Annotated in this window: 17 protein-coding genes; 10 read left to right on the top strand and 7 right to left on the bottom strand. The window is 46.9% G+C overall.

The features are described from left to right. The first annotated feature begins 2 nt into the window (after nucleotides 1–2). Nucleotides 3–1,235 (top strand): MFS transporter, encoded by a 1,233-nt coding sequence (locus EL628_RS02185; RefSeq protein ID WP_126578163.1) that lies wholly within the window; start codon nucleotides 3–5, stop codon nucleotides 1,233–1,235. 38 nt (nucleotides 1,236–1,273) lie between these two features. Further along, a complete protein-coding gene (locus EL628_RS02180; RefSeq protein WP_126578162.1) occupies nucleotides 1,274–2,191 on the top strand; it encodes a class I SAM-dependent methyltransferase in 918 nt (305 codons plus the stop codon). A gap of 308 nt (nucleotides 2,192–2,499) precedes the next feature. Here the strand turns inward: EL628_RS02180 and EL628_RS02175 are convergent, their stop codons facing one another. Both EL628_RS02175 and EL628_RS02170 read right to left on the bottom strand, forming a co-directional pair. After that, nucleotides 2,500–3,642: a winged helix DNA-binding domain-containing protein gene (locus tag EL628_RS02175; RefSeq protein ID WP_126578161.1), complete on the bottom strand. Its 1,143-nt coding sequence runs from the start codon at nucleotides 3,640–3,642 to the stop codon at nucleotides 2,500–2,502. 161 nt (nucleotides 3,643–3,803) lie between these two features. Beyond that, nucleotides 3,804–4,193, bottom strand: a complete 390-nt coding sequence (locus tag EL628_RS02170; RefSeq protein WP_161975214.1) for an IS66 family transposase — start codon at nucleotides 4,191–4,193, stop codon at nucleotides 3,804–3,806. On the opposite strand from EL628_RS02170, the gene EL628_RS02165 reads away from it, so the two are divergent. Beyond that, a complete protein-coding gene (locus tag EL628_RS02165; RefSeq protein WP_161975213.1) occupies nucleotides 4,187–4,693 on the top strand; it encodes an MFS transporter in 507 nt (168 codons plus the stop codon). The two genes, EL628_RS02170 and EL628_RS02165, sit on opposite strands and share 7 nt — an antisense overlap. 275 nt (nucleotides 4,694–4,968) lie before the next feature. Here EL628_RS02165 and EL628_RS30290 read toward each other — a convergent pair whose 3' ends face one another. Then, nucleotides 4,969–6,990: an ice-binding family protein gene (locus EL628_RS30290; RefSeq protein ID WP_126578158.1), complete on the bottom strand. Its 2,022-nt coding sequence runs from the start codon at nucleotides 6,988–6,990 to the stop codon at nucleotides 4,969–4,971. A 449-nt stretch (nucleotides 6,991–7,439) separates the two neighbouring features. On the opposite strand from EL628_RS30290, the gene EL628_RS02150 reads away from it, so the two are divergent. The 4 genes from EL628_RS02150 (at nucleotide 7,440) to EL628_RS02135 (ending at nucleotide 12,094) form a co-directional block, all read left to right on the top strand. Continuing rightward, nucleotides 7,440–8,453: a tetratricopeptide repeat protein gene (locus tag EL628_RS02150; protein ID WP_161975212.1), complete on the top strand. Its 1,014-nt coding sequence runs from the start codon at nucleotides 7,440–7,442 to the stop codon at nucleotides 8,451–8,453. 326 nt (nucleotides 8,454–8,779) lie between these two features. Next, on the top strand, nucleotides 8,780–10,081 hold the full coding sequence (locus EL628_RS02145; RefSeq protein ID WP_126578156.1) for a tetratricopeptide repeat protein: 1,302 nt from the start codon (nucleotides 8,780–8,782) through the stop codon (nucleotides 10,079–10,081). Nucleotides 10,082–10,350: 269 nt separating this feature from the next. Next, a complete protein-coding gene (locus tag EL628_RS02140; RefSeq protein ID WP_126578155.1) occupies nucleotides 10,351–10,761 on the top strand; it encodes a hypothetical protein in 411 nt (136 codons plus the stop codon). A 229-nt stretch (nucleotides 10,762–10,990) separates the two neighbouring features. Beyond that, complete coding sequence (locus tag EL628_RS02135) at nucleotides 10,991–12,094, top strand: Gfo/Idh/MocA family protein (RefSeq protein WP_126578154.1); 1,104 nt, start codon at nucleotides 10,991–10,993, stop codon at nucleotides 12,092–12,094. A 159-nt stretch (nucleotides 12,095–12,253) separates the two neighbouring features. On the opposite strand, the gene EL628_RS02130 is transcribed toward EL628_RS02135, so the two are convergent. After that, complete coding sequence (locus EL628_RS02130; RefSeq protein WP_126578153.1) at nucleotides 12,254–12,460, bottom strand: hypothetical protein; 207 nt, start codon at nucleotides 12,458–12,460, stop codon at nucleotides 12,254–12,256. 234 nt (nucleotides 12,461–12,694) lie between these two features. On the opposite strand from EL628_RS02130, the gene EL628_RS02125 reads away from it, so the two are divergent. Further along, entirely contained in the window at nucleotides 12,695–13,120 is a 426-nt protein-coding gene (locus tag EL628_RS02125; protein WP_126578152.1) for a phycobilisome rod-core linker polypeptide, read from the top strand. A gap of 163 nt (nucleotides 13,121–13,283) precedes the next feature. On the opposite strand, the gene EL628_RS02120 is transcribed toward EL628_RS02125, so the two are convergent. After that, complete coding sequence (locus EL628_RS02120) at nucleotides 13,284–13,523, bottom strand: hypothetical protein (RefSeq protein WP_126578151.1); 240 nt, start codon at nucleotides 13,521–13,523, stop codon at nucleotides 13,284–13,286. Between the two features lie 200 nt (nucleotides 13,524–13,723). Beyond that, entirely contained in the window at nucleotides 13,724–14,635 is a 912-nt protein-coding gene (locus EL628_RS02115; protein ID WP_126578150.1) for a chitinase, read from the bottom strand. Between the two features lie 371 nt (nucleotides 14,636–15,006). On the opposite strand from EL628_RS02115, the gene EL628_RS02110 reads away from it, so the two are divergent. Then, a complete protein-coding gene (locus EL628_RS02110) occupies nucleotides 15,007–15,855 on the top strand; it encodes a carbohydrate binding domain-containing protein (protein ID WP_126578149.1) in 849 nt (282 codons plus the stop codon). Between the two features lie 310 nt (nucleotides 15,856–16,165). Here EL628_RS02110 and ychF read toward each other — a convergent pair whose 3' ends face one another. Then, nucleotides 16,166–17,329, bottom strand: coding sequence for a redox-regulated ATPase YchF (ychF, locus tag EL628_RS02105; protein WP_126578148.1), 1,164 nt, complete (start codon nucleotides 17,327–17,329; stop codon nucleotides 16,166–16,168). Between the two features lie 630 nt (nucleotides 17,330–17,959). Between ychF and EL628_RS02100 the strand changes: the two genes are divergently transcribed. Further along, a complete protein-coding gene (locus tag EL628_RS02100; RefSeq protein ID WP_126578147.1) occupies nucleotides 17,960–20,419 on the top strand; it encodes a ribonucleoside-diphosphate reductase subunit alpha in 2,460 nt (819 codons plus the stop codon). The last annotated feature ends 17 nt before the right edge of the window (nucleotides 20,420–20,436 follow it).

Below are 20,436 nucleotides of genomic sequence, written 5' to 3'. Positions count from 1 at the left end.
AAATGATGCTAAATATAATACCAAAAACATACTGTAATCTCCTGGGTCTTAAAGTGTTTCGACGCTTCTGGCTAGGCGCAACACTCTCAGCAATTGGAGATGCTATGAGCCAAATTACTATCGTTTGGCTGGCCATAGAGTTGGCACCAACATATCAAGGCATCGCAATTGCGCTGACCAGCGCTGCCTATCTAGTCCCAGGAGCTGTCAGCGGCATGCTACTTGGAAAATGGCTAGGTAAGCTAGATTGCCGTACTCTTGTTCTGATCGATTGTGGAACACGCTTCATTTTCCTCAGTGCTATTGTCTTCTTACATTCTATTGGATTGCTCTCCTTGGGAATATATATGATATTACTTATTCTCGCAGCTATCACACGCCCTATCGGTGCAGCTGGGGAACGAGTTTTACTTAAAAGTCTTATCCCTCAAGTGGACCTTTTTCCTGCCAATTCTTTATTGAGTATGGCGACACAAATAGCTTCTATTATAGGACCAGCTTGCGCTGGTCTTTTTATAGTAGTTTTTGGTACTGCTAATGTTATTGCACTGGATGCGCTTTCATTTGGTATCTTTGGTGTGATTGTTTGGACTTTATCGAGTGTAGATACTAGCATAAAAGAGTCATCTTTTTCTTCTACTTCTTTACCTCCTATTCCTTTCAAGCGCCTCCTGCAATTACGTATCATTACTGGATTATTTTTGCTTACGTGCTTTTTTCACATTTTGTACGGACCTATCGTCGTTGCACTACCTCTGTATTCCCGATTTCTAGGGGCACAAATAGGTATGTCTGGACCAGTTCTTCTAGGCATTCTATGGTCCAGTTTTGGTATAGGAGCACTACTTGGAGGGTTTGTTGCTGGATTACAACGATCTCTAGCCTCATTTATGATTGCTGCAACTATCGTAGGATTATGGGGTATAGCAGTGGTGCTCATTGGGGCAACTGCTTTGTCTTTAGTAGCAATTATTGCTATGGGAATTGGTGGTTGCATTTATGCTCCATATACTGCGATAATAGCGACAATTATTCAGCGCGAATCTCCTCCTGAGCTTTTAGCACGTGTAAGTAGCTATTGGAGTTCCATGACTAGCGTAGCATCTCCACTTGGAACGATTGTCGCTGGGATTATTGTACCTGCGATAGGTGCTCGATCAGCACTCATCGGTTCTGGACTATTAACTCTGGGAATTGCGTGTGTTTTTGGATTACCAAAATATTTTCGAAGTTGATCTCTTCGCGTACTAATAAGTAAAAGGATTTTTTCTCTATGGAAAAAGAATTACAGTCTCAGGAATACTTAAGGCGCCCATGGTTAAAAGATATTCTCGATTTTTCTGATGCGTATGTAGAGGATAATATTTTTTGTGTAAGCATTGCGTATGATGACACATCAATGAATGATGCTGCTTACCATGATATAGAAGCAGAAAATTATGATAATTACCTTGTTGAAGAAAAAACAGCTTTAGCAGAAGGTTGGATCGTTCCACGGATCGCACAGATGCTAGGTTCTGGAGTCATCGTTGATATTGGTTGTGGAACTGGACGTGTAGCAGAATATCTTGTTAAAGCAGGTAATAAAGTAATCGCAGTGGATCATTCCATGAGCATGCTTCAGAAAACTGTACATAAAATTCCATCACTTGCTCTTGCTCCATTATACGCAGATATACGGCATCTTCCACTTTATACAGGTTCATGTGACGGAGTAGTGTGTTCTGGTGTACTTCACCATACACCAGATTGGCCATTTGTGCTTAGAGAAATTGCACGTATACTTCGTCCAGGGGGGCGTTTAGTTATACGGGAGCCGAATGCTGAGTATGCTCTCAAGTTTTTCACTCCTCTCGAGAACGGATTAGCGAGATTAAACTATTGGTTCACCCGTTCTCGAAAACACCAAATAAATACAGAGCAGTACGCGGAGACTTCATATGAGATTGCTCCATACGAGCGTCATTTCTCTCTCTCAGACTTACGCAGTAACTTGCCATCTCTCTTGCATATAGAGTTTGCAACGGCTACTAAATTTTGGGGTTCATTATACCTTGAACCAGATTTTCCACTGCGAAAGGCCTACTATCAAAAGTCTAATGCAATAGATCGATGGCTATTTGATCATCATTATCCTATTAAGAGAGGTTCACTTTTGTTCGTATTAGCTACTCGTGTTCAAGTTCATTGACACATTTACGTTATATGACATTTTATTTATGTAAAATAATACTTAAAAAATTTAACCGTTATAAAATTAATAAGAAGTTTTGATGGTTGATACGGAGCAGAGAGTAAATTAAAGTGGAACATGATTTACAATCAACGGTAGAAGTGAGAAGAGGCAGAATGAAACTGTAGTCTGGCCGATCCAAGTTAAATCCCCATCATTTTGATGCAACTCAAGTCAAGCTCATCTATTCGTTCTTTTATTTTTTGTAAATTGGCTTTTTCCTTAAGCAAGTAACCACACTGGCTGTACATAGTATTCTCATTTCATCAGGCGAATTGTACCTCAAAGGATTTCGCATCATTTTCTAGGAAGTGAATAAGTCGCTCACCTTCGATAAGCAGCTCGGAACGAATTGACTTAGAAAGCAATTCGAATGGTTCCACGATGAGCTTGGCTATTTCCTTCGCACGTTGGACCTTCCACGTTCCAGCAACGAAGCCATCAACCAGGAATGTGGCACGCACACGTCCAACAGTGAGAAAAACAGAGGAGTGGAACGGCGCTGGTATAATGCGACTTCTGTTGACGTAGGCTAGTAGTAGATTATCAAACTCCGGCAGAAAACGCGGAGGGGCTGAAGCATTCGTGGTCGGTAAGGGTATATCTGGCAAATCAAAGAGTTCAGTACCTTGCTCGTCACGGTAGGTATACAACTCTGATCTCATGGCGTCAAGAACTCCTTTCAGTTTACTTAGCCCTGACCACATTTGGATATCCTTGATACTGGCAGGACCGAATGAAGCAAGATAGCACAGAATAAGATAGTGCAAGCTCTCTTCTGATCCAGCGAATGGTTTTTCAATCCAAGACTCGGCAAGAGCATGCGTCGGGCTACCTGTAAAGTTCCAAGTACCTCCTGGAAAAGTCTGAACCAGCGGCAGATGAGTACGTACAATATAGGCCATAAGTGCGGGATCAGTGTTGGGAAAAACCTCTAGTAACTTGGCACGTATCTCAACAAATGTCCGCGGCTGCTCCTGCACATATTCACGTATTACCTCAACAAACGGTATGACATCGATGCTTTTTGACTCTTTAGGGAAGAAAGCGTGCAGCGCATGTGTCAATGCTGGTTGAAGAGCTGGGCGTAGCATCATATAGTTGCTAGAACACATAAGATGAAGTGTTGAGCGCATCGTAGTAGCACGGACGGCTAACCTGTCTTGTATCAGGTTGCTCAGGTCTTCATGCTGGAATGACTTTAAGCGCGTCCATAAGCCGATTGATGGTGGATTAGCAAGCTGAGCTTGAAGCCCGACAAGCCTCTTGAGCGCTTCTGATGCTGTAAGAGGCGCACGTTCAAGAAGAAGTTGACGCGCCAATGTTGCACGGTTCAGTTCGCGTAGAGTTAGAGAGTACTTGTCCATTGTATTCAATATCCCTTTTTTATCAAATTTTGCTTGGCTCATGTGAATTCGCAAACATACGAGACTGACGCTGTACTTATGGAAAATTATACGCTTTTTTTGAGAACAAAGAAAGAGTTGCAACGCTTAGGAAGCAAAAGAATCCTTTATCTAATAGGATTAAAAATACGCATATACTTTTAATATATATAAAGTGATAGTAACTACTCAGGTGCCCATGCAATAGGAAAAGGGGATCCCTGAAAAACAGCAGCTAAAGAGCCAAGCATGGAACGTCCTTGCTTGCGCATCGTGGACAAATAACTGCAGATGGTGCAAAAGGCGGTAGCACCTTCTTCGCTGCGAAAACAGCCAGAGGTTTTCTGTTGAACTTTGATCATTCTCAAATCGCGTTCCGCCTGATTGTTGGTGAAAGGCAAGGAACAATCATCCAAAAAATCCAGGATCTCGTCGCCACGCAGAAGCAACACATCCAACAAATTCTTGGCTGCGCTTTGTTTGGGTCGTCCTTGTTTCTTGGGTCTTTTCTCCGTTTCGGGGGGAGGTGCCTGAGCTGCAAAACCCGTGGCCAGCAGCTCGAAATACTGTGCCACCCAACTGTCACGCTCCTGGCTGGGAACCCGTGTCGCTCCCTGATCACGCCATTGATGGGTTGCTGGCATCTGGTGGCCTGGCTATTGCCTGTCTTGGTCTGATCTTCATCAGCCAGCTCAATGAACATAGCTCAATCTTTGATATTGTCTGGCGTCTGATTCTGATTGGTATTGGTCAGTCGCTCTTCCAATCGCCGAATAATAGTGCGCTGCTGGGGTCAGCTCCCCGCGACTTGCAGGGAAGCGCCTCGGGATTTCTGGCGACGGGCCGTGTGTTTGGGCAGAGTCTGAGTATTGCGTTAGCCGGAGCCATCTTCGCGGGCCTGGGAGGAGCTGCGGCTGGTGCTATGTTAGCAAGCGGACATGCGAGTCCAGACCAGACACTCGCTCTCCAGCAGACATTTGTGAGTAGCTTTCGTGTAACCTTCCTGGTCTGTGCAGGAATTGCGGCTATCGGAGTCTTCACCTCGCTCATTCGTGGCAAAGATACCCGACGCTGAACTTCTCTTCACACATGCTGGCCTACCTTCGCATGTTACAACAACTGTTCAGGCGCATGGAGCTCTTTAATCGCCGAAAGTTTGCACGGCCTCATTACCACAGGCAAAGGGTATCCCGCACAGGGAAAAGGCTTAGATTGAGACTGATCTGCCACCCAAACATATCACTGACCTTCAAAGAAAAGGCTCCCTGCCAGATTGCCAGGGAGCCTTTTCTTTGAAGAGTTGCAAATCCGGATGTGTAGCAAACAGCATACAGTCACAGCAGAATACTGTTAGTGGATGGTTGGATCACTCCCAGTAAATGGCAACCCCGGAACACCATTTCTATGATAGTTGTTCCCATTGTTGTTTCCGTTGTTGTCATTATTGTTGTTGCCATTGCCGTTGTTGTCATTATTGTTGTTGCCGTTTTCATTGCTATTGCCGTTATTATCATGACTGTTGTTACCGTTGCCATTGTTGCTATTGCCATTGCCATTACCGTTCTCATTGCAATTATTACTCTGGTGATTGTTGCTCGTACAGTGAGGGAAATTTTGTTGTTCTGCAACGAAAACGGTATCAGATGCTGTAGTATCAGGCGACGTAACAATGTTGAGCGTATCAACTTTTGCTGTATCTGTGAGATAAGGAACAGCATTTTTGTTTAAAGTCCCGGTAATAGTAATAGGAGGTAGGATCTCTCCTAACGCAACGGGATAATTTCCTATGTAGACAGCCGTAATCAAAGCCGGGCTATAGTTACTACTCAACGATACCTGCCAGTCAGGGGCATTTACGGTAATGTTATAGAGACCTACAGGAATTACATCCGAGACCGTAATTGTTGTTGAGACAGTAGAATGTGTGGGGGAATTGGCGACCGTAATCACATACGTAACTTTATCCCCAACATAGAAATGACTTCCGCCCAGATTCGTTTTCGTAATTGAAAGCTCAGGAGTATTTTCAGTAGGGGTAGGAGTAACTGTTGGTGTGGTCGTCGGGGTGACCGTTGGAGTGGTTGTCGGAGTGATAGTTGGAGTGACGGTTGGGGTGACAGTTGGAGTAACAGTAGGAGTAACTGTTGGGGTGACAGTTGGAGTAACAGTAGGAGTAACTGTTGGGGTGACTGTTGGTGTGAGAGTTGGAGTAATGGTTGGTGTAACGGTAGGAGTAACAGTAGGAGTAACCGTTGGGGTAACGGTTGGTGTAACCGTAGGCGTAACAGTTGGTGTAAGCGTCGGAGTAACGGTTGGGGTAACAGTAGGAGTGGTGGTAGGAGTGACCGTCGGGGTAGCGGTAGGAGTGGTGGTAGGAGTGACCGTCGGGGTAGCGGTAGGAGTGACCGTCGGAGTAACAGTAGGAGTGACAGTCGGAGTAACGGTCGGAGTAACAGTAGGAGTGACCGTTGGGGTAACAGTAGGAGTGACCGTTGGGGTAACGGTCGGAGTAACGGTCGGAGTAACAGTAGGTGTGACCGTTGGGGTAATGGTCGGGGTGACAGTAGGCGTAACAGTAGGTGTGACAGTAGGAGTAACGGTAGGAGTGACCGTAGGAGTAACAGTGGGAGTTAATGTGCAGGGAGCGCGGGTAATTGTGTTTGTATCTAATGTTACGGCACCATTGAGGGCATAGAGGCTACCATTAGAGGTAGCACCAGTCGTGAAGGTGATAGAAGCAAGAGCTAGAATGTTCCCTGCAAACTGCGTGGCTGTACCTATCGTTGCAGAACTGCCAACCTGCCAGAAGACATTGCAAGATTGAGCGCCATTGATTAACAATACACTGGCATTGCTCGCCGTCGTGAGAGTGCTGCCTATCTGGAAAATAAAAACACTCCCAGGATTTCCCTGACCATCGAGAGTGAGTTGTCCAGTTAATTGAGCAGAAGAAGTGAAACAATAGACGCCTGACGTGAGGGTTTTGCCGCCGAGATCCTGGCCCGTCAGATTTACATCGCAGGATTGTCCAGCAGCATTCACATACGCCGCCGCTGCATCGTTGTGTGCTTGCGATGCAACCGCATCAGCAACATGGATCGTCCCATTCACGAGGCCTGGAGGAAAACCTGTGACCGCACTCCCTGGACTTACTCCCAGATCGCCAGTTACCACCGTTGGGCCTGTATTGGTAACGGTACTTCCACCAAGCACAGCGAAATTGGCAGCGGTGCCAAGAGAGGGTTGAGTTGCAGCGGGATGTGCATATACCTGTAAATAAGGAGCTAAAGAGAAAAGAAGAAGAAACAACAGTAAAGATAGCGCTACACCCGTTAGTGTCAGACTTCTTTGTAGTCTGGGAAATTTTTTCATATGACCATTCTCCTGGTGAAGAGAATACTATTTCCTTAAGATAAGGAAATGAAGGACTTCTTAATAATAGGAATCAGAAGGGTATCTGATTCAAAAATTCGTAAAAGAAGGGAAGAGGAATAGAGAAGATAATTTTTCTCTCCTTTATAAAGTGTACGCTAAAATATGTATAACAAAAATAAATATCTAAATAAAATCTATATTCGGCCATTTTACATGAGCTTCATTAAATAAAAGGGATATTTTTTGCGTAATAGACATAGATTAAAAATACTATAGCTGTCTTATTTTAAGGCAAAAAATCATATATTTAGACAATGAATTGCACAAGAGTATAAATGTGCTATTCAAGTGCAAATAATAGGTATAAAATCGTGTTATATGCGTCATATTTAATAAGGAGTGCCTGGCGTAATGAGTGTTCTGGATGGCATGAGGGAGGTTGTAGTATGGGTATCAGTCAACTTCAAAATTTCAACGGTTATCTACTGATAGGATTAATTTCAGGATTAGTACTCTTCGCAACGTTTATGTTGCTCATTCCAGCTTTTACTCTTCTTCTAACCATAGTGGCCCAATATACGAGAGACTACCGCTGGCATATTCTGGGTTATAGCATCCTGCTAGCCTTCTCGCGGCGTAATACACGTATATATCTTCAGCGTGGTTGGGCCTATCTACAACAAGAAGATTACCTGCATGCTTTGCATGATTGTAATCGTGCCATTATGTTGAGCCCACAGAACGGTTTGGCATATAACAATCGTGCGGCAGTATATATAAAATTAAAGGAATATCAGAAGGCCTTAAAAGATAGCGAACGTTTTGTTGAGCTTCAGCCTGGCATTCGACAATCCTTCTATAATCGTGCGCTGGCCCATTTTTATATGCAGGAATACGCAGCCGCCATCAAAGATTTTGATCAGACGCTGCTGCTGGACCCTGAGTATGCAAATGCCTATCATAATCGTGGCTGTGCCTATATAGGCCTGGGTAATCTGCAAGCCGCCTATCAAGATTTTGTTGAGAGCTGGCTGCTTGATCCGGATGATATCAGTCATAGCTGGATGATGGAATGGTGCAAGCTCTGCCTGGGAAAACAAGATCCCGAGATGGCTGAGCACCTGGAACAGCGAGCGGCTGAGGATAAAGCAACCGTGCTGGCAATGATCTGTTGTGGAGTAGCCTGCTGGCTCCGCGAATCTTTTGTTGAAGCTGAACAACTATTGGAGCAAGCTATTGTACTTGCATCAGATAGTGAAGATGCTCATTTCTGGCTAGGCATGACCTATGCAACCCTCGGTCGAGATAACGATGCAGCAGTTGCGATCCAACAAGCAGTACGTTATGGCCTGCTGCCAGGTCTGCTTCAGCCCCTTCAGATCCTGAAAGAGAAGCGGCCCGAGTTCTTTCAGAACTATGCCGTGACGCTGCTTCAGGAGCAGACCAGACAGGATCATTAACGTGAGCACATAGAGTCATTCTGCATGTGTTTACAGCATTGCCCGGCGGGAGGCCCATCTTTTTACTTGAAACGGACAGGAGAGAGTCAATCTCTCTTTCGACAATATTTATGGTCATCTATTGTGGCAATTCGTTAGAATAGTAAAGACTACATAAATAATAGTGTCTTTCATCTAAAATATCACTTTAATCAGGTATGTATCTATAAAAAAGCATTGACAGTAAATGGTTCGATACATTAAGATATTGATAAGCCAATATATCCACTTTGAAACTGCTCAGGCTGACATTTTTCATAAGCGATGGAAGAGCATAGGGGGGTGGCATGCAGGTTATCATTGGCTTCTGTAGTGGGATCGTCGTTCTGCTGTTTATACTCATTGCGGGGATAGATATGGTAGGGAATATGCTGATGAAGATAGAGAATCATAACCGGGCCATTACTGTCTATACCTGGCTGACGGTACTGATGCCTATGTATGGAGAGGCACGCTTCAAGCGGGGAAAGGCCTATTATCATTTACAAAATTATAAGAAAGCAGTCAACGATTTTGAACTGGCGCACCGTTTAAAGACGCGTTCAAATAGCCTGAACAAATACCTTGGCTTTAGCTGTTATGCGATGGGTGAGTACAAACAGGCCATAAGCTATTTCGACGTGTTCATTGAGCGCGATCAGACTGCTGCAAACGTATACAATGCGCGTGGCTCCTCTTATAAAGAACTTGGTCTTTACGATCAGGCCCTCCCTGATTTTCATAAAGCTCTTGAATTGAAACCCGATTATGTGCTGGCTTATAACAATCGAGCTGCGACCTATCTTAGTATGAACGATCATGAGCATGCTCTCGAAGATATAGAAAAGGCACTTGAGCTGGACCCCAATCTCTTCTGGGCTTATCAGAATCGTGGTGTCATGTATTATCGAATACAAGATTATCGCAACGCGATTCAAGAGTTTACACGTGCGATTATGCTCAATCCTCGTGAGGAAACGCTCTATCTTAATCGAGGTGCCAGTTTTATCCATGCCAAAGAATTTCGTCGTGCAGTGCAAGATTATGATCAGGCCATCGCCCTCCAGCCGGAAGGCTCAGCGGGCTATCATGGGCGAGGGTACGCCTATCTCCATTTAAATAATTTCGAGAAAGGGCAGGCCGATCTATTCAAGAGCTGGCAGATCGCTCCGCGAAAGATTGCTCATGCCTGGATGGTAGAATGGTGTGGAATGTGTTTGCGCAAACCAAATCTGGAGACGGCATTGCGTCTGGAAGCCCATGCTCAGCTTGATGCTCATGGACACGAAGACCTGCCCTTTGTCTGTCGAGGGACGGCCCTCTGGATTCGTGGCTCCTATCAAGAGGCTCTTGAGGAACTGAAACATGCATTGCAAGTGAAACCTCAGTCGGAAGATGTGCATTTCTGGTTGGCAGTTGTCTATGCCTCATTAGAGATGGAGCAAGAAGCCATGGATGCTCTAGATCAAGCATTGAACCTTCCCTTGCCTCGTATTCTGTTCAGTCCACTCTACATCCTTGAACATGAGCATCTGGAGTTTTTTCAACAGTTTACGCTCCCTTTATTCGCAATTGCTGAGGCAACCCAGAAAGGGAACACACCTATTTGAGAGCCATCTGGTAGGTAATTTTCCCTCTTTTTGGCATCTGCTCTCCCACAGACTGGATAGAAAAGTGTACAATAGGCAATGAGATCCACCTCTCATATTTACCTATCTTTCAGTCGCAAGTTCTGTTATTTTCTGGAGAGTATCATTCAGAAAAAATAACCCTTCCTACAATCGAGAACCTGAACCATTCATATCTTTTCTGAATGGATTGTCTTGAGTAGGTGAAATTGTAGTGGCAGTGAGCGACACAAAAAAGGAGCATTGCGTTCATGGCAAAATCAAAGGCAAAGCCTTCTCAGACACAGCAGAAGAAATCTGCGCCAATTGTACAGCAGAAAAAGCAAGATCCGATCGTGCAGCAGCAGCCTCAAATTCAGCAGCAGCAGCAGGCGCCAGTTGTGGCCCCAGCTACCGGAGCTCTTACTCAGCTAACGGCGCATTTCCCCGAATGGCCAACTTCTAAACCAGGCCCACGTTCAACTCCACCACCTCCGGGGATGGCACCCAGTGGTGCCCGGCGCCCAGAACAGGTTGTTGAGCTTGGGTATAATCAGGTCAGCGGTGAGCCAGGCAGTGATAGTCCTTTTCGCTCTTTACCAGATGCGCATACATCCGGACCAACCAGCTCTGATCTTCTCACAGCACAAGAAGCTTTAGGCAAGCGCAAGCAACGCTTGTAAGCACACATTGAGCCTGCTACAAGAACGTTCATTGATGCTCTTCTGCTAAACTATAACCGATGAGCTACAATAAGAAGAGAGAACCTGTTTGGAGCGGCAGGGGTATGTGTGGAGCGTTTGTGCAGTGATTGGTAACATCTCCTGGGCGAATGATGGATTCACGGGCCCTCTGTCGATTTCCAAACAAGGCCATATGTGATCAGAATAGTTTGCCAAAGGAGTCATTTTGATGGATGTGCAGACTGATAGCCCTGAACGGTTGCGCTATTGTGTTATTGGTGGGGCGGCAGGTGTGATGGGCATGCATCGAGCAGCCCTACACCTCCCCTCCGTTGAGCTCGTAGCAATCTCAGATATCAATGAGGCCCTGGGTCAACAGCGAGCAAAAGAGCTTAATTGTGAGTTTTATCGGGACCATTGTGATATGCTCGCTGCGGTGAAGCCTGATGTCACAGTTATCATGACGCCTCATCCGCTCCATGCTCGTCTGGCAATTGATGCGTTAGAAGCTGGCAGTCATGTGCTGGTAGAGAAGCCTATTGCTATTCAGGTCGCTGAGGCCGATGCGATGCTGGCTGTTGCTCAGCAGCACCAGCGCCTTCTTGGCGTTGTTTTCCAGCATCGTTTACGTCCAGAGATTCGTGCAGCTTATCAGGTCATTCAAGAGGGGCGATTGGGCCGTTTGCAACATATTGAGATGACGGCGGTCTGGACTCGGACGGCAACGTATTATCGTTCGGCTGGCTGGCGTGGCTCCTGGCGTGGTGAGGGTGGTGGCGTATTGATGAATCAGGCCCCTCATCATCTCGATCTGCTCTGCCATCTTGTTGGCATGCCTGAGCGTGTTTTCGCCTGGACCCGTCGACTGGTGCATGAGATTGAGACGGAGGATACCGTACAGGCTGCTTTAGAGTGGTCAAATGGAGCACTTGGCTCTCTACATATTAGTACTGCTGAGGCGGACCAATCTGAACACCTGAAGATTGTAGGGACACGAGGGCAACTAGAGCTCATCAATGGAATAGTGTCGTTCCGTGAGCTAGAAACTGATCTGATTGATTTTATCGCCACTCATCCCAAAGCTATGGCCGTTCCTGCCAGCCATGAGGTCTCGCTTCCCCTGACCAGTGGCAGTGGCAATCATGCAGCAGTCTATGAAGAGTTTAATCAAGCTATTCTCCATAAAAAAAGCTTTACCTCAGCAGGAGAAGAAGGACGAATGGCGCTAGAATTGGCCAATGCTATGATCTATTCCAGTCAGCGCCATTGCGAAGTTGTCTTACCTCTCAATCGGCACGACTACGCAGCCCTACTGGCAGAACTTCAGGGCTAAGAGAGGGACGTTCCTTGGCCATCATGAAAGATAGATGTTTCACCCCAGGCGATACATTGCACTTAATTGCACTTATAAGAGCGATGTATCGCATAAGGGTGTCGGGCCCATCATTCATGATGGCCGAAGCCACCCCTGATCATGGCTGTTTCTCTTCTCTTAATGATTGTTCTTCGTATTATGGCTGTTGTGATTATTTTTATGATTATTTTTTTGTTGATCATGCTGTTGAACCTGTTTGGTATGTTGATAGGGACCATGCCAGCCCGCTCCATGAACATAATAACCGGAACAGCCGATAAACAGCACAATCAGTAAGCCACAGCCTAGCACAACCCCTCCAAACCATTCATCGTCACAGCACATATGATGCCCCCATGTATAAAGTAATTCTTTAAAGCCATACATAAAAAAGCTCTTAATGTTATGTTCGGATCAGAAGAATAAAACTATAGGTATGTTTTATCTGTACATCTGTATGCTCTATTTATGTCTGGCGGTACGATGTCAGTGGGATAGCTATTTGAACTGTTCTCTCAAGCGAACAAATCATTCAACGTATCCATACAAGAAAAGAAGAAGAGAAAGAAGGAGACACCGATGGTTATGACATGGCCTCCCCAGGATGTTCCCTGGCTGGTAAATCAGATTTATCGTCAGGTCCTCGAGCGAGGTGTACTGGATCATAATGGGAGCATCATGGATGCCTCAGGTCTGATGACCCACGGCTGCCAGCTGATGAATGGTCAGGCAAGCATTCGCGATGTTGTTCGTGAACTGGCAATGTCGGCTGAATACGCCAGTAAATGCATTGATAGCGTCTCAATGCACGATGCACTTGAGATGTGCTTTGAGCGATTTCTGGGCCGCCAGATCGATGAGCCTGCTCGTCAGCACTATGGTGAGCTCTATCACCATCATCATTGGTCTATGCGAGACATCATCAATGATGTGATTAATAGTCAGGAATATACCAGCTCGTTTGGTGACAATGGCGTTCCTTACCGCCGAGCTGTCCTCGTTTAAGTTTTATCGTTTCTCTGCGCAGCGAAAAGGCCCGCTAACAGAATGATGATACGGGCCTATGAACAAGGCAAGTTGTTATGTACGACCTGCCTTCTTCATGAAGCAAACATTCTCCAGGGGCCTTCTCGCCATCGGCCTCTCTTTCCATCAACTGCAAAAAGAGTTACTCGTATTGTTTGACGAGCTTTTCGACCAGGTTGCCTATCTCGTGCCAGACATGTTTCTGATAATCGAGCATGCGAGACTGATTCAGGTCAAATTCCCGATTGGAGGCATCCTTCTTCGCGTTGTCCGCAAAGCGTTGAGCCAGCTCACCCGTCTTATCTCCACGACCATGTAAATAGACTTCTAGCTCGCGTAGATCATTGAGCAGAGCCGTATATTTTTCGTTGCTTGTTGGCATTCTAAACCTTCTCCTGAATGGAATGATAGATGATCGCTATCATGATAGCATCTCCACTCAGCCCGTGTCATCAGCACCAATACATTGAAGCTGTGGCGAGTACAACCCCCGGACAGGGCCGCAGTCCCATCCGCTGAGCGTGCTGACCCGGCCCGCCGTTCAGATTCATGGCCTCTCCAGCGAGAACTGGAAAGCTACTGTTAGTAGGGATGCATCGTATTACAGTAAAGATGTTGCCCCGGGTCCACCTGGAGAAGCTTCGTAAAATGTTGATAGAAACCGATGCGGTTGAGCACAGCATGAGAGCCAGGATGACCACATTCGCCGCCATTGATAATCATAATTGTCATGCCAAAGCCTGGTAAGCGGCCAGCCTGAATATCAGTAGTTGTTGAATGCCATGTACCACTCATGACTGAATGTGCTGATGGCTTGGGAGGTTGTGGTGTCATCCAGAACCAGAGAGCACTTAAAAAAGAGATGACTCCATCCTTTGTCAGAAGATCAGGTTGTTTGAGTAGATCTATACCCAATGCGGCCCCGGCTGCTCCATAGTTATAATTCCAGGAGAGCTGAAGTGGCCCACGACCATGATAGGTTACACCAGGCATACAGGGGTAAGCAGAATTTCCATGATAGCAGTAAGGATCCAGAATCGTGCTCTGCTCTTCTAAAAAGTAGAGCCCCCAGGCATAGGGTCCATCTGGTGCCTGATCCCAGCCGCCAGTAGTCTCGTGACCACAATTCGCAAAAAAAGCTGCCGCCTCTCTCGTACGCTGCTCCAGTGAACCTTCATTGCAGAAGAGCGGATAGCTTTGAGCGGCCTGAACCAGAGCGGCATAGCTATACAGGCTATTGCGATGCGGAAACATACTTTCATACACTGACTGAGTGATAATCTGAGTCAGGCCAGTGGACCCGGAGGGCGAAAGAATAGGGAGGCAGATGGTCTGTCCTGCATGGATAGTTTTTGCCGTTGCAGCCGTAAAAGGCGTCCCATCAGAATGTAAAATCCTGGTCCAGAGCTGTCCATTTCCTAGTTCACGTTCCGCAATCAAAAACAATGTATCCCCAGTCTGAACGGTATACGAGCGCCCCGCCGAACAGGTCATATGTTTTATCCTCTCTGCCATCTCTGGGATAAGAGCTATGGTAGTCCCTCAAAAATTTTTAATGTATAAACGCTTTTATAAGTACCATGAACGAATAATATAGAGTCATTGGTGAATAATAAAATTACATTGGTGTGTAAGATTTTTGATCAAAAATCTTTATGGAGATAGTATAAGCCAGAGATCAGGCCAATGGTCTCCATAATTTCGTGTATTTTCTGCCCGGCGCTAAAAATAGCCAGAACTAAGTAGAGATACTTTAAATGGAGAATGCACATAAAAAAAGGTTGAAATGCTGATGAATTGCGAATATTTATGGTATACTCCGCTGCTGCCAGGGAATATCTATTTGCAAGCAGAGGAAATCACACATGAGTCGAATACAGCGTCGGATTATAATTATTGCCTTCGTCAATTTTGCTTTTGTGGGGGCTGGCCTCTGGATCTGGAGTATTCTAGCAAACTCAATACTTGCTACTATTATCTCGGCTCTCTTTACAGTTACTAGCGTTACTCTCTCTATCTTACGAGCTTTGCAGCCAGCAAAGCAGTTGTATTCACCAGTAGCCCCCCCACAGACGCTGCTCAGCCGTAGCCAATCTCGTCTGATCGTAGGTATTCTCTTTATAACCTTATTATTGAGCGATAGCGGGATGCTCTGGATTGTTAAAGAGCTTTCACCTGCTCAGGCACCAGTACAAAGTGTGCGGGCAACAGATTTTCAATCTACTCTTCAACTTGCCAATCCACCTTTTCACACAGAGCCACCAACCCGATTTACCTACTCATTTGAGGATGGAGGATTAGATAGTTGGACAAAGACAGGGCATATCAGTACTCTCCAGAACACGATGGTAAATAGTGGCTTTGATGGTAGGCACAGTCTGCAAGTGACATTTTTCTCACAATCTGCACAAGATCAGCCATTTATCTCGGTGAATCCGTCTAAAGGAGGCCCATCCTCGGGTCAGGTACTCAGCGCATATGTCTATGTCCCTGGTTCCGTTCATAGCGTCATTACAGGTCAACTCTATGTGCAAGATAAGAACAATAGGTGGTCTCAAGGGGGTTTTGTTAATCTTGTTGCAGGTGAATGGAACTATCTTAGTTTTATGGTGCCACAACTTGGAGGAAGCGCACCCCAATTAGGTCTACAATTTAGCGCTATGCCCTTCAACCAGGCTGTGACAGTCTATATAGATGATATTGGGTGGAGTTAAGGCCATCATAGTAGCTTTTATTTCATGAAGGAGGTAAGCCGGGAACGGCCATCATTCATGATGGCCGAAAATGCCCCCCCCATTTCCCGTCACCCCCTCAACAAATAAATTGCCCCATTACGAGTGATTTGTCGCCCAAACACGTAAGGCCCATCATTCATGATGGCCGAAAACGCCCCCCCCTCTCTCATTCTCCCCCTGAAGGAGAGAGCCGCCATCTTGCCCTGTTTGCTATCAGGGGATGTTCAACGGCTCTAGTCTCGGCTCATCCCTTACTCACGCAGCTATCATTATGAAGGTCGTGTGCGGCTTATTTGCCAGAGCGAAAGTGAGCAATGTCGCCATCTTTAATCACGTACTCCTTGCCTTCCAGACGGAGGAGACCTTTCTTGGTAGCGGCGGCAAAAGAACCGCATTCCATAAAGTCGGTAAAGCTGGTGACCTCAGCGCGAATAAAGGTGCGCTCGATATCGGAGTGAATCTTACCAGCCGCTTCAGGCGCTTTGGCTCCCCGCGTCACCGTCCAGGCGCGGACCTCATCTTCACCAGCGGTCAGGAAGGTAATCAGATTCAGGAGTCGATAGCCGCCTTTAATGACGCTCTCAGTCCCCAACTGGGGTTTACCCAAAGACTCGAGATACTCATTCGCATCCTCTTCGGGCAATTCGGAGAGCTCAGCCTCCAGGCTGGCGGAGGTCGCCACCGCCTCAGCTTTCTCGGCCCGGGCGCGTAAGCCAACCTGAGCAATCCCCTTTAGTTCTCCCTCTAATGTTGTAGGATCAACCTGCTCGCCAGCCGCAATCTTTGCCAGCAGTTCACCGGCAGCCCCTAACGTGCCTTCAGAGACATTGAGCACATACATACGCGGCTTCACAGTGAGGAGAAACATCTCTTTCAAGAGCGCATGATCCTGCTGCGATAGCTCCATATCGCTGATGAGCTGAAGCTCCTCTAGAGTTGCCTGAAAGCGGCGCAGAATCTCTAACTCTTGAACATATTTTTTATCGCCAGACTTGGCAGAGCGTGTAGAGCGCTCAATACGGCGTTCAACCGAGGTCAGATCGGTCAATTGGAGCTCAGCATTCAAGCTATCCAGATCGCGAATGGGATCAATTGAATTGTAGGGATGCGATACATTATCGTTGGCAAAGGTGCGCAGGACAATTGCCAGAGCGTCTGCATTGCGAATATGACCAAGAAACTCAGCACTCAGACCTTTTTTCTCATTGCCAGCCTGATCCGATTGACCCATACCGGCCACGTCCACAAATTCAACTGTGGTAGGTGTGACCTTCTTCGGCTGAAAGATCTCAGCCAGGGGTTGAAGGCGTGGATCAGGAACCTGAACCACTCCTACATTCGCTTTGACCGTACTGGATGCGTACCCAATCGGGGCACCAGCTTTGGTCAGAGCATTAAAAAGCGAGGTCTTGCCACTCTGCGGCAGACCGATAATTCCTATCGTAAGGGCCATAATCCGTTCATCTCTTTCCTGACGCAGAACTGCTCAATGTGCAAATACTTTATTGTGCAGCAGTACTACAAGTAACAACCAGCGACAACTGGTGAATCGTTGAGTAGTAGGTGGCGCGCAAACAGCGCGTGATCATCTCTTTAGCTGAATCTTACCATGTTGGCTCTGAGCAAGCAATATTGAATGGGATATGCGGATACTCTGCTTGACGCTCAGACCCAACATATGGTAGCTTATTTTGTAGAGCCACTACATATTGTGATGGCCAATAAGCAAAAAGACAAAAAGCACTTGCAGGGGCGACGCTGTCGTGGCGTTGCTATATCATCATTAGTCATTGGGGAAAGTCCGGTGTGAGTCCGGCGCTGTCGCGCAACGGTTATGTAATCCAGAAAGCGGATTGCTAAGCCCGAATGCCCACCTGCGAGATTTGGATTGCTCCTTTCGCGTGAAAAGGAAAGACCAGAAAATGTGGCCTTTCGTCTTGCTCTGAGCCAGTCAGTAGATTGTTTACTGTACTTGCAATGAGATGCAGACGAATGTGCGCCTTTTTTTCTCACTTGCCTGTTCTCATGCGGAGGACAGGCTTTTTGTCGTTCTTCCACATTTGGGAAGAGGAGAGATTGAGAGATGGCGCACTCCGCAGATATTCTTATTCATACGATCCCTGCTGAGAATAGACAAAAACCAGCGTTGAGCATTCAGGATATACAGGCTATTCTGCAAGATGCCTGTCGGGATCTTACGGACATCCCCCAGCTTATGGCTGAGGTACAGTCTACAATCACAATCGAGCTCGCCTCACGAGCTGAGATCTGGCAGGCAATGATTATGGTAGCCCGGACTTATATCGAGCGTGAGCCTGAGTATACCTATGTCGCAGCCCGCCTTCTCTTGCTTTCACTCTATGATGAGATAGCCCTTGATCAGCCCCAATCTCTGAAATTACAAGATGCCCCCGACCTCTATCGCCGCTATTTTGCTACTTATCTTCAGCAAGGCATCCAGGGTGGACTCCTTGATCCGCGCCTGCTGGAATTTGATCTTGATCTGTTGAGTTCTGCCCTACAATCTGAGAATGATCTGCTCTTCGCCTATCCAGGCTTGCAGACACTGTATGATCGCTATCTGATCCAGATCAAAGGACGGCGGATTGAACTACCGCAGCTCCTCTGGATGCGCGTAGCCATGGGGCTGGCCCTCAATGAACAGAAGCGAGAGCAACGAGCGCTTGAGTTTTATCGCTGTATTGCAAACTTCTTCTTTACGCCCGCAACACCAACGCTCTTTAATGCGGGCACCTGCCATCCACAGCTCTCTTCCTGCTATCTTACAACCATACAAGATGATCTGAAACAGATCTTTAAAAGTTATCAAGACAATGCACTGCTCTCAAAATGGGCTGGTGGACTCGGCAATGATTGGACGTATGTCCGGGCATCCGGAGCTCATATTAAGGGCACGAATGGCATCAGCCAGGGAATTATCCCATTTCTTAAAGTTGCCAACGATACAGCGATTGCTGTTAATCAGGGAGGCAAGCGTAAAGGAGCGGTCTGTGCCTATCTGGAGAACTGGCATCTCGATATCGAAGAGTTTCTAGATCTGCGTCGAAATACTGGAGATGAGCGTCGCCGCACTCATGACATGCATACAGCCTGCTGGATCTCCGATGAATTTATGCAGCGGGTGCAGAATGATGAGCAGTGGACCCTTTTCAGCCCCGATGAGGTCCCCGAACTCCATGATGCCTATGGTCAACGCTTCTCTAAACTGTATCGCAACTACGAGCGACTGGCTGACGAGGGTCAGATTACACTGTTCCGTCGTCTGCCAGCGCTTGAGCTCTGGCGTAAGATGCTCACACGACTCTTTGAAACAGGTCATCCCTGGCTGACCTGGAAAGATCCAGCCAATGTGCGCTCGCCACAGGATCATGTTGGAGTCATCCATAGCAGTAATCTCTGTACCGAGATTCTTCTTAACACCGCCGAGGACGAGACAGCGGTCTGCAACCTGGGCTCGCTTAACCTTGTTGCTCATCTGCGCAATGGCCGTCTGGATGAAGAGCAGCTCGAGCAGACCATTGGGACAGCGATGAGAATGCTCGATAATGTCGTAGATATCAACTATTATCCAACCCTTGAGGCAAAGAATGCGAATCTGCGCCATCGGGCGGTCGGATTGGGTCTGATGGGATTTCAAGATGCGCTTAGCCTGCAAGGAATCAGCTATGCCAGTCAGGAAGCCATAGAGTTTGCTGATCGCAGCATGGAATGTATCTCTTACTATGCCATCCTGGCCTCAACTGCTCTGGCGGCTGAGCGAGGATGCTACTCGAGCTATAAGGGCTCAAAGTGGCAGCGAGGAATCTTACCTTGCGATAGTATCGCCCTGGTAGCTTCAGAGAGAGGCGCAGAGATCGCCATGGATCGCAGCATAGGTCGAAACTGGCAGCCCGTTCGTGATGCCATCCAGCGTTATGGCATGCGCAATAGCAACGTCATGGCGATTGCCCCCACCGCAACCATCTCCACTATTGTTGGAGTCAGCCAATCAATCGAACCAGCCTATAAAAATCTGTATGTCAGGAGCAATCTATCGGGTGAGTTTACCATCCTCAATACCTTTCTCGTTCAGGATCTCAAAGCGGTCGGCTTATGGGGTCTAGAGATGCTCGAAGCCCTCAAATACTACGATGGCTCGCTTCAAGAACTGACAATGATCCCTATCGAGATCCGTCGGCGCTATCTAACCGCAGCCGAAATAGAGCCAGAGTGGCTGATTGAATGTGCGAGTCGGCGTCAAAAATGGATCGATATGGGACAATCGCTCAACCTTTATCTTGTAGAGCCCAGCGGCAAAAAGCTCCACGATATCTATCTTCTTGCCTGGCAGAAAGGGTTAAAGACAACCTATTATCTACGGACCATGGCGGCCACCCAGATTGAGAAATCCACAGTAGACATCAATCGGTGGGGAATTCAGCCGCGCTGGATGAAGAATAGCAGCGCCTCCAGCGCCATTCAGATTGAGCGTGAACGGCCCCTGACCTGTGCCCTTGATGAGGATTGTGAAGCCTGTCAATAGTCATCGTACCAACGTCA

It is taken from the genome of Tengunoibacter tsumagoiensis, from assembly GCF_003967535.1.
GTDB classification, from domain to species: Bacteria; Chloroflexota; Ktedonobacteria; order Ktedonobacterales; family Ktedonobacteraceae; genus Tengunoibacter; species Tengunoibacter tsumagoiensis.
Note: the sequence above shows the minus strand (reverse complement) of the source record. Positions and strands in the feature narration are given on the sequence as shown.

Bases quoted from the DNA above. Each gene is read 5' to 3' on its own strand.
- EL628_RS02185 (WP_126578163.1), top strand. From the start codon at position 3: ATGATGCTAAATATAATACCAAAAACATACTGTAATCTCCTGGGTCTT.
- EL628_RS02180 (WP_126578162.1), top strand. From the start codon at position 1,274: ATGGAAAAAGAATTACAGTCTCAGGAATACTTAAGGCGCCCATGGTTA.
- EL628_RS02175 (WP_126578161.1), bottom strand. From the start codon at position 3,642: ATGAGCCAAGCAAAATTTGATAAAAAAGGGATATTGAATACAATGGAC.
- EL628_RS30290 (WP_126578158.1), bottom strand. From the start codon at position 6,990: ATGAAAAAATTTCCCAGACTACAAAGAAGTCTGACACTAACGGGTGTA.
- EL628_RS02150 (WP_161975212.1), top strand. From the start codon at position 7,440: ATGGGTATCAGTCAACTTCAAAATTTCAACGGTTATCTACTGATAGGA.
- EL628_RS02145 (WP_126578156.1), top strand. From the start codon at position 8,780: ATGCAGGTTATCATTGGCTTCTGTAGTGGGATCGTCGTTCTGCTGTTT.
- EL628_RS02140 (WP_126578155.1), top strand. From the start codon at position 10,351: ATGGCAAAATCAAAGGCAAAGCCTTCTCAGACACAGCAGAAGAAATCT.
- EL628_RS02135 (WP_126578154.1), top strand. From the start codon at position 10,991: ATGGATGTGCAGACTGATAGCCCTGAACGGTTGCGCTATTGTGTTATT.
- EL628_RS02130 (WP_126578153.1), bottom strand. From the start codon at position 12,460: ATGTGCTGTGACGATGAATGGTTTGGAGGGGTTGTGCTAGGCTGTGGC.
- EL628_RS02125 (WP_126578152.1), top strand. From the start codon at position 12,695: ATGGTTATGACATGGCCTCCCCAGGATGTTCCCTGGCTGGTAAATCAG.
- EL628_RS02120 (WP_126578151.1), bottom strand. From the start codon at position 13,523: ATGCCAACAAGCAACGAAAAATATACGGCTCTGCTCAATGATCTACGC.
- EL628_RS02115 (WP_126578150.1), bottom strand. From the start codon at position 14,635: ATGACCTGTTCGGCGGGGCGCTCGTATACCGTTCAGACTGGGGATACA.
- EL628_RS02110 (WP_126578149.1), top strand. From the start codon at position 15,007: ATGAGTCGAATACAGCGTCGGATTATAATTATTGCCTTCGTCAATTTT.
- ychF (WP_126578148.1), bottom strand. From the start codon at position 17,329: ATGGCCCTTACGATAGGAATTATCGGTCTGCCGCAGAGTGGCAAGACC.
- EL628_RS02100 (WP_126578147.1), top strand. From the start codon at position 17,960: ATGGCGCACTCCGCAGATATTCTTATTCATACGATCCCTGCTGAGAAT.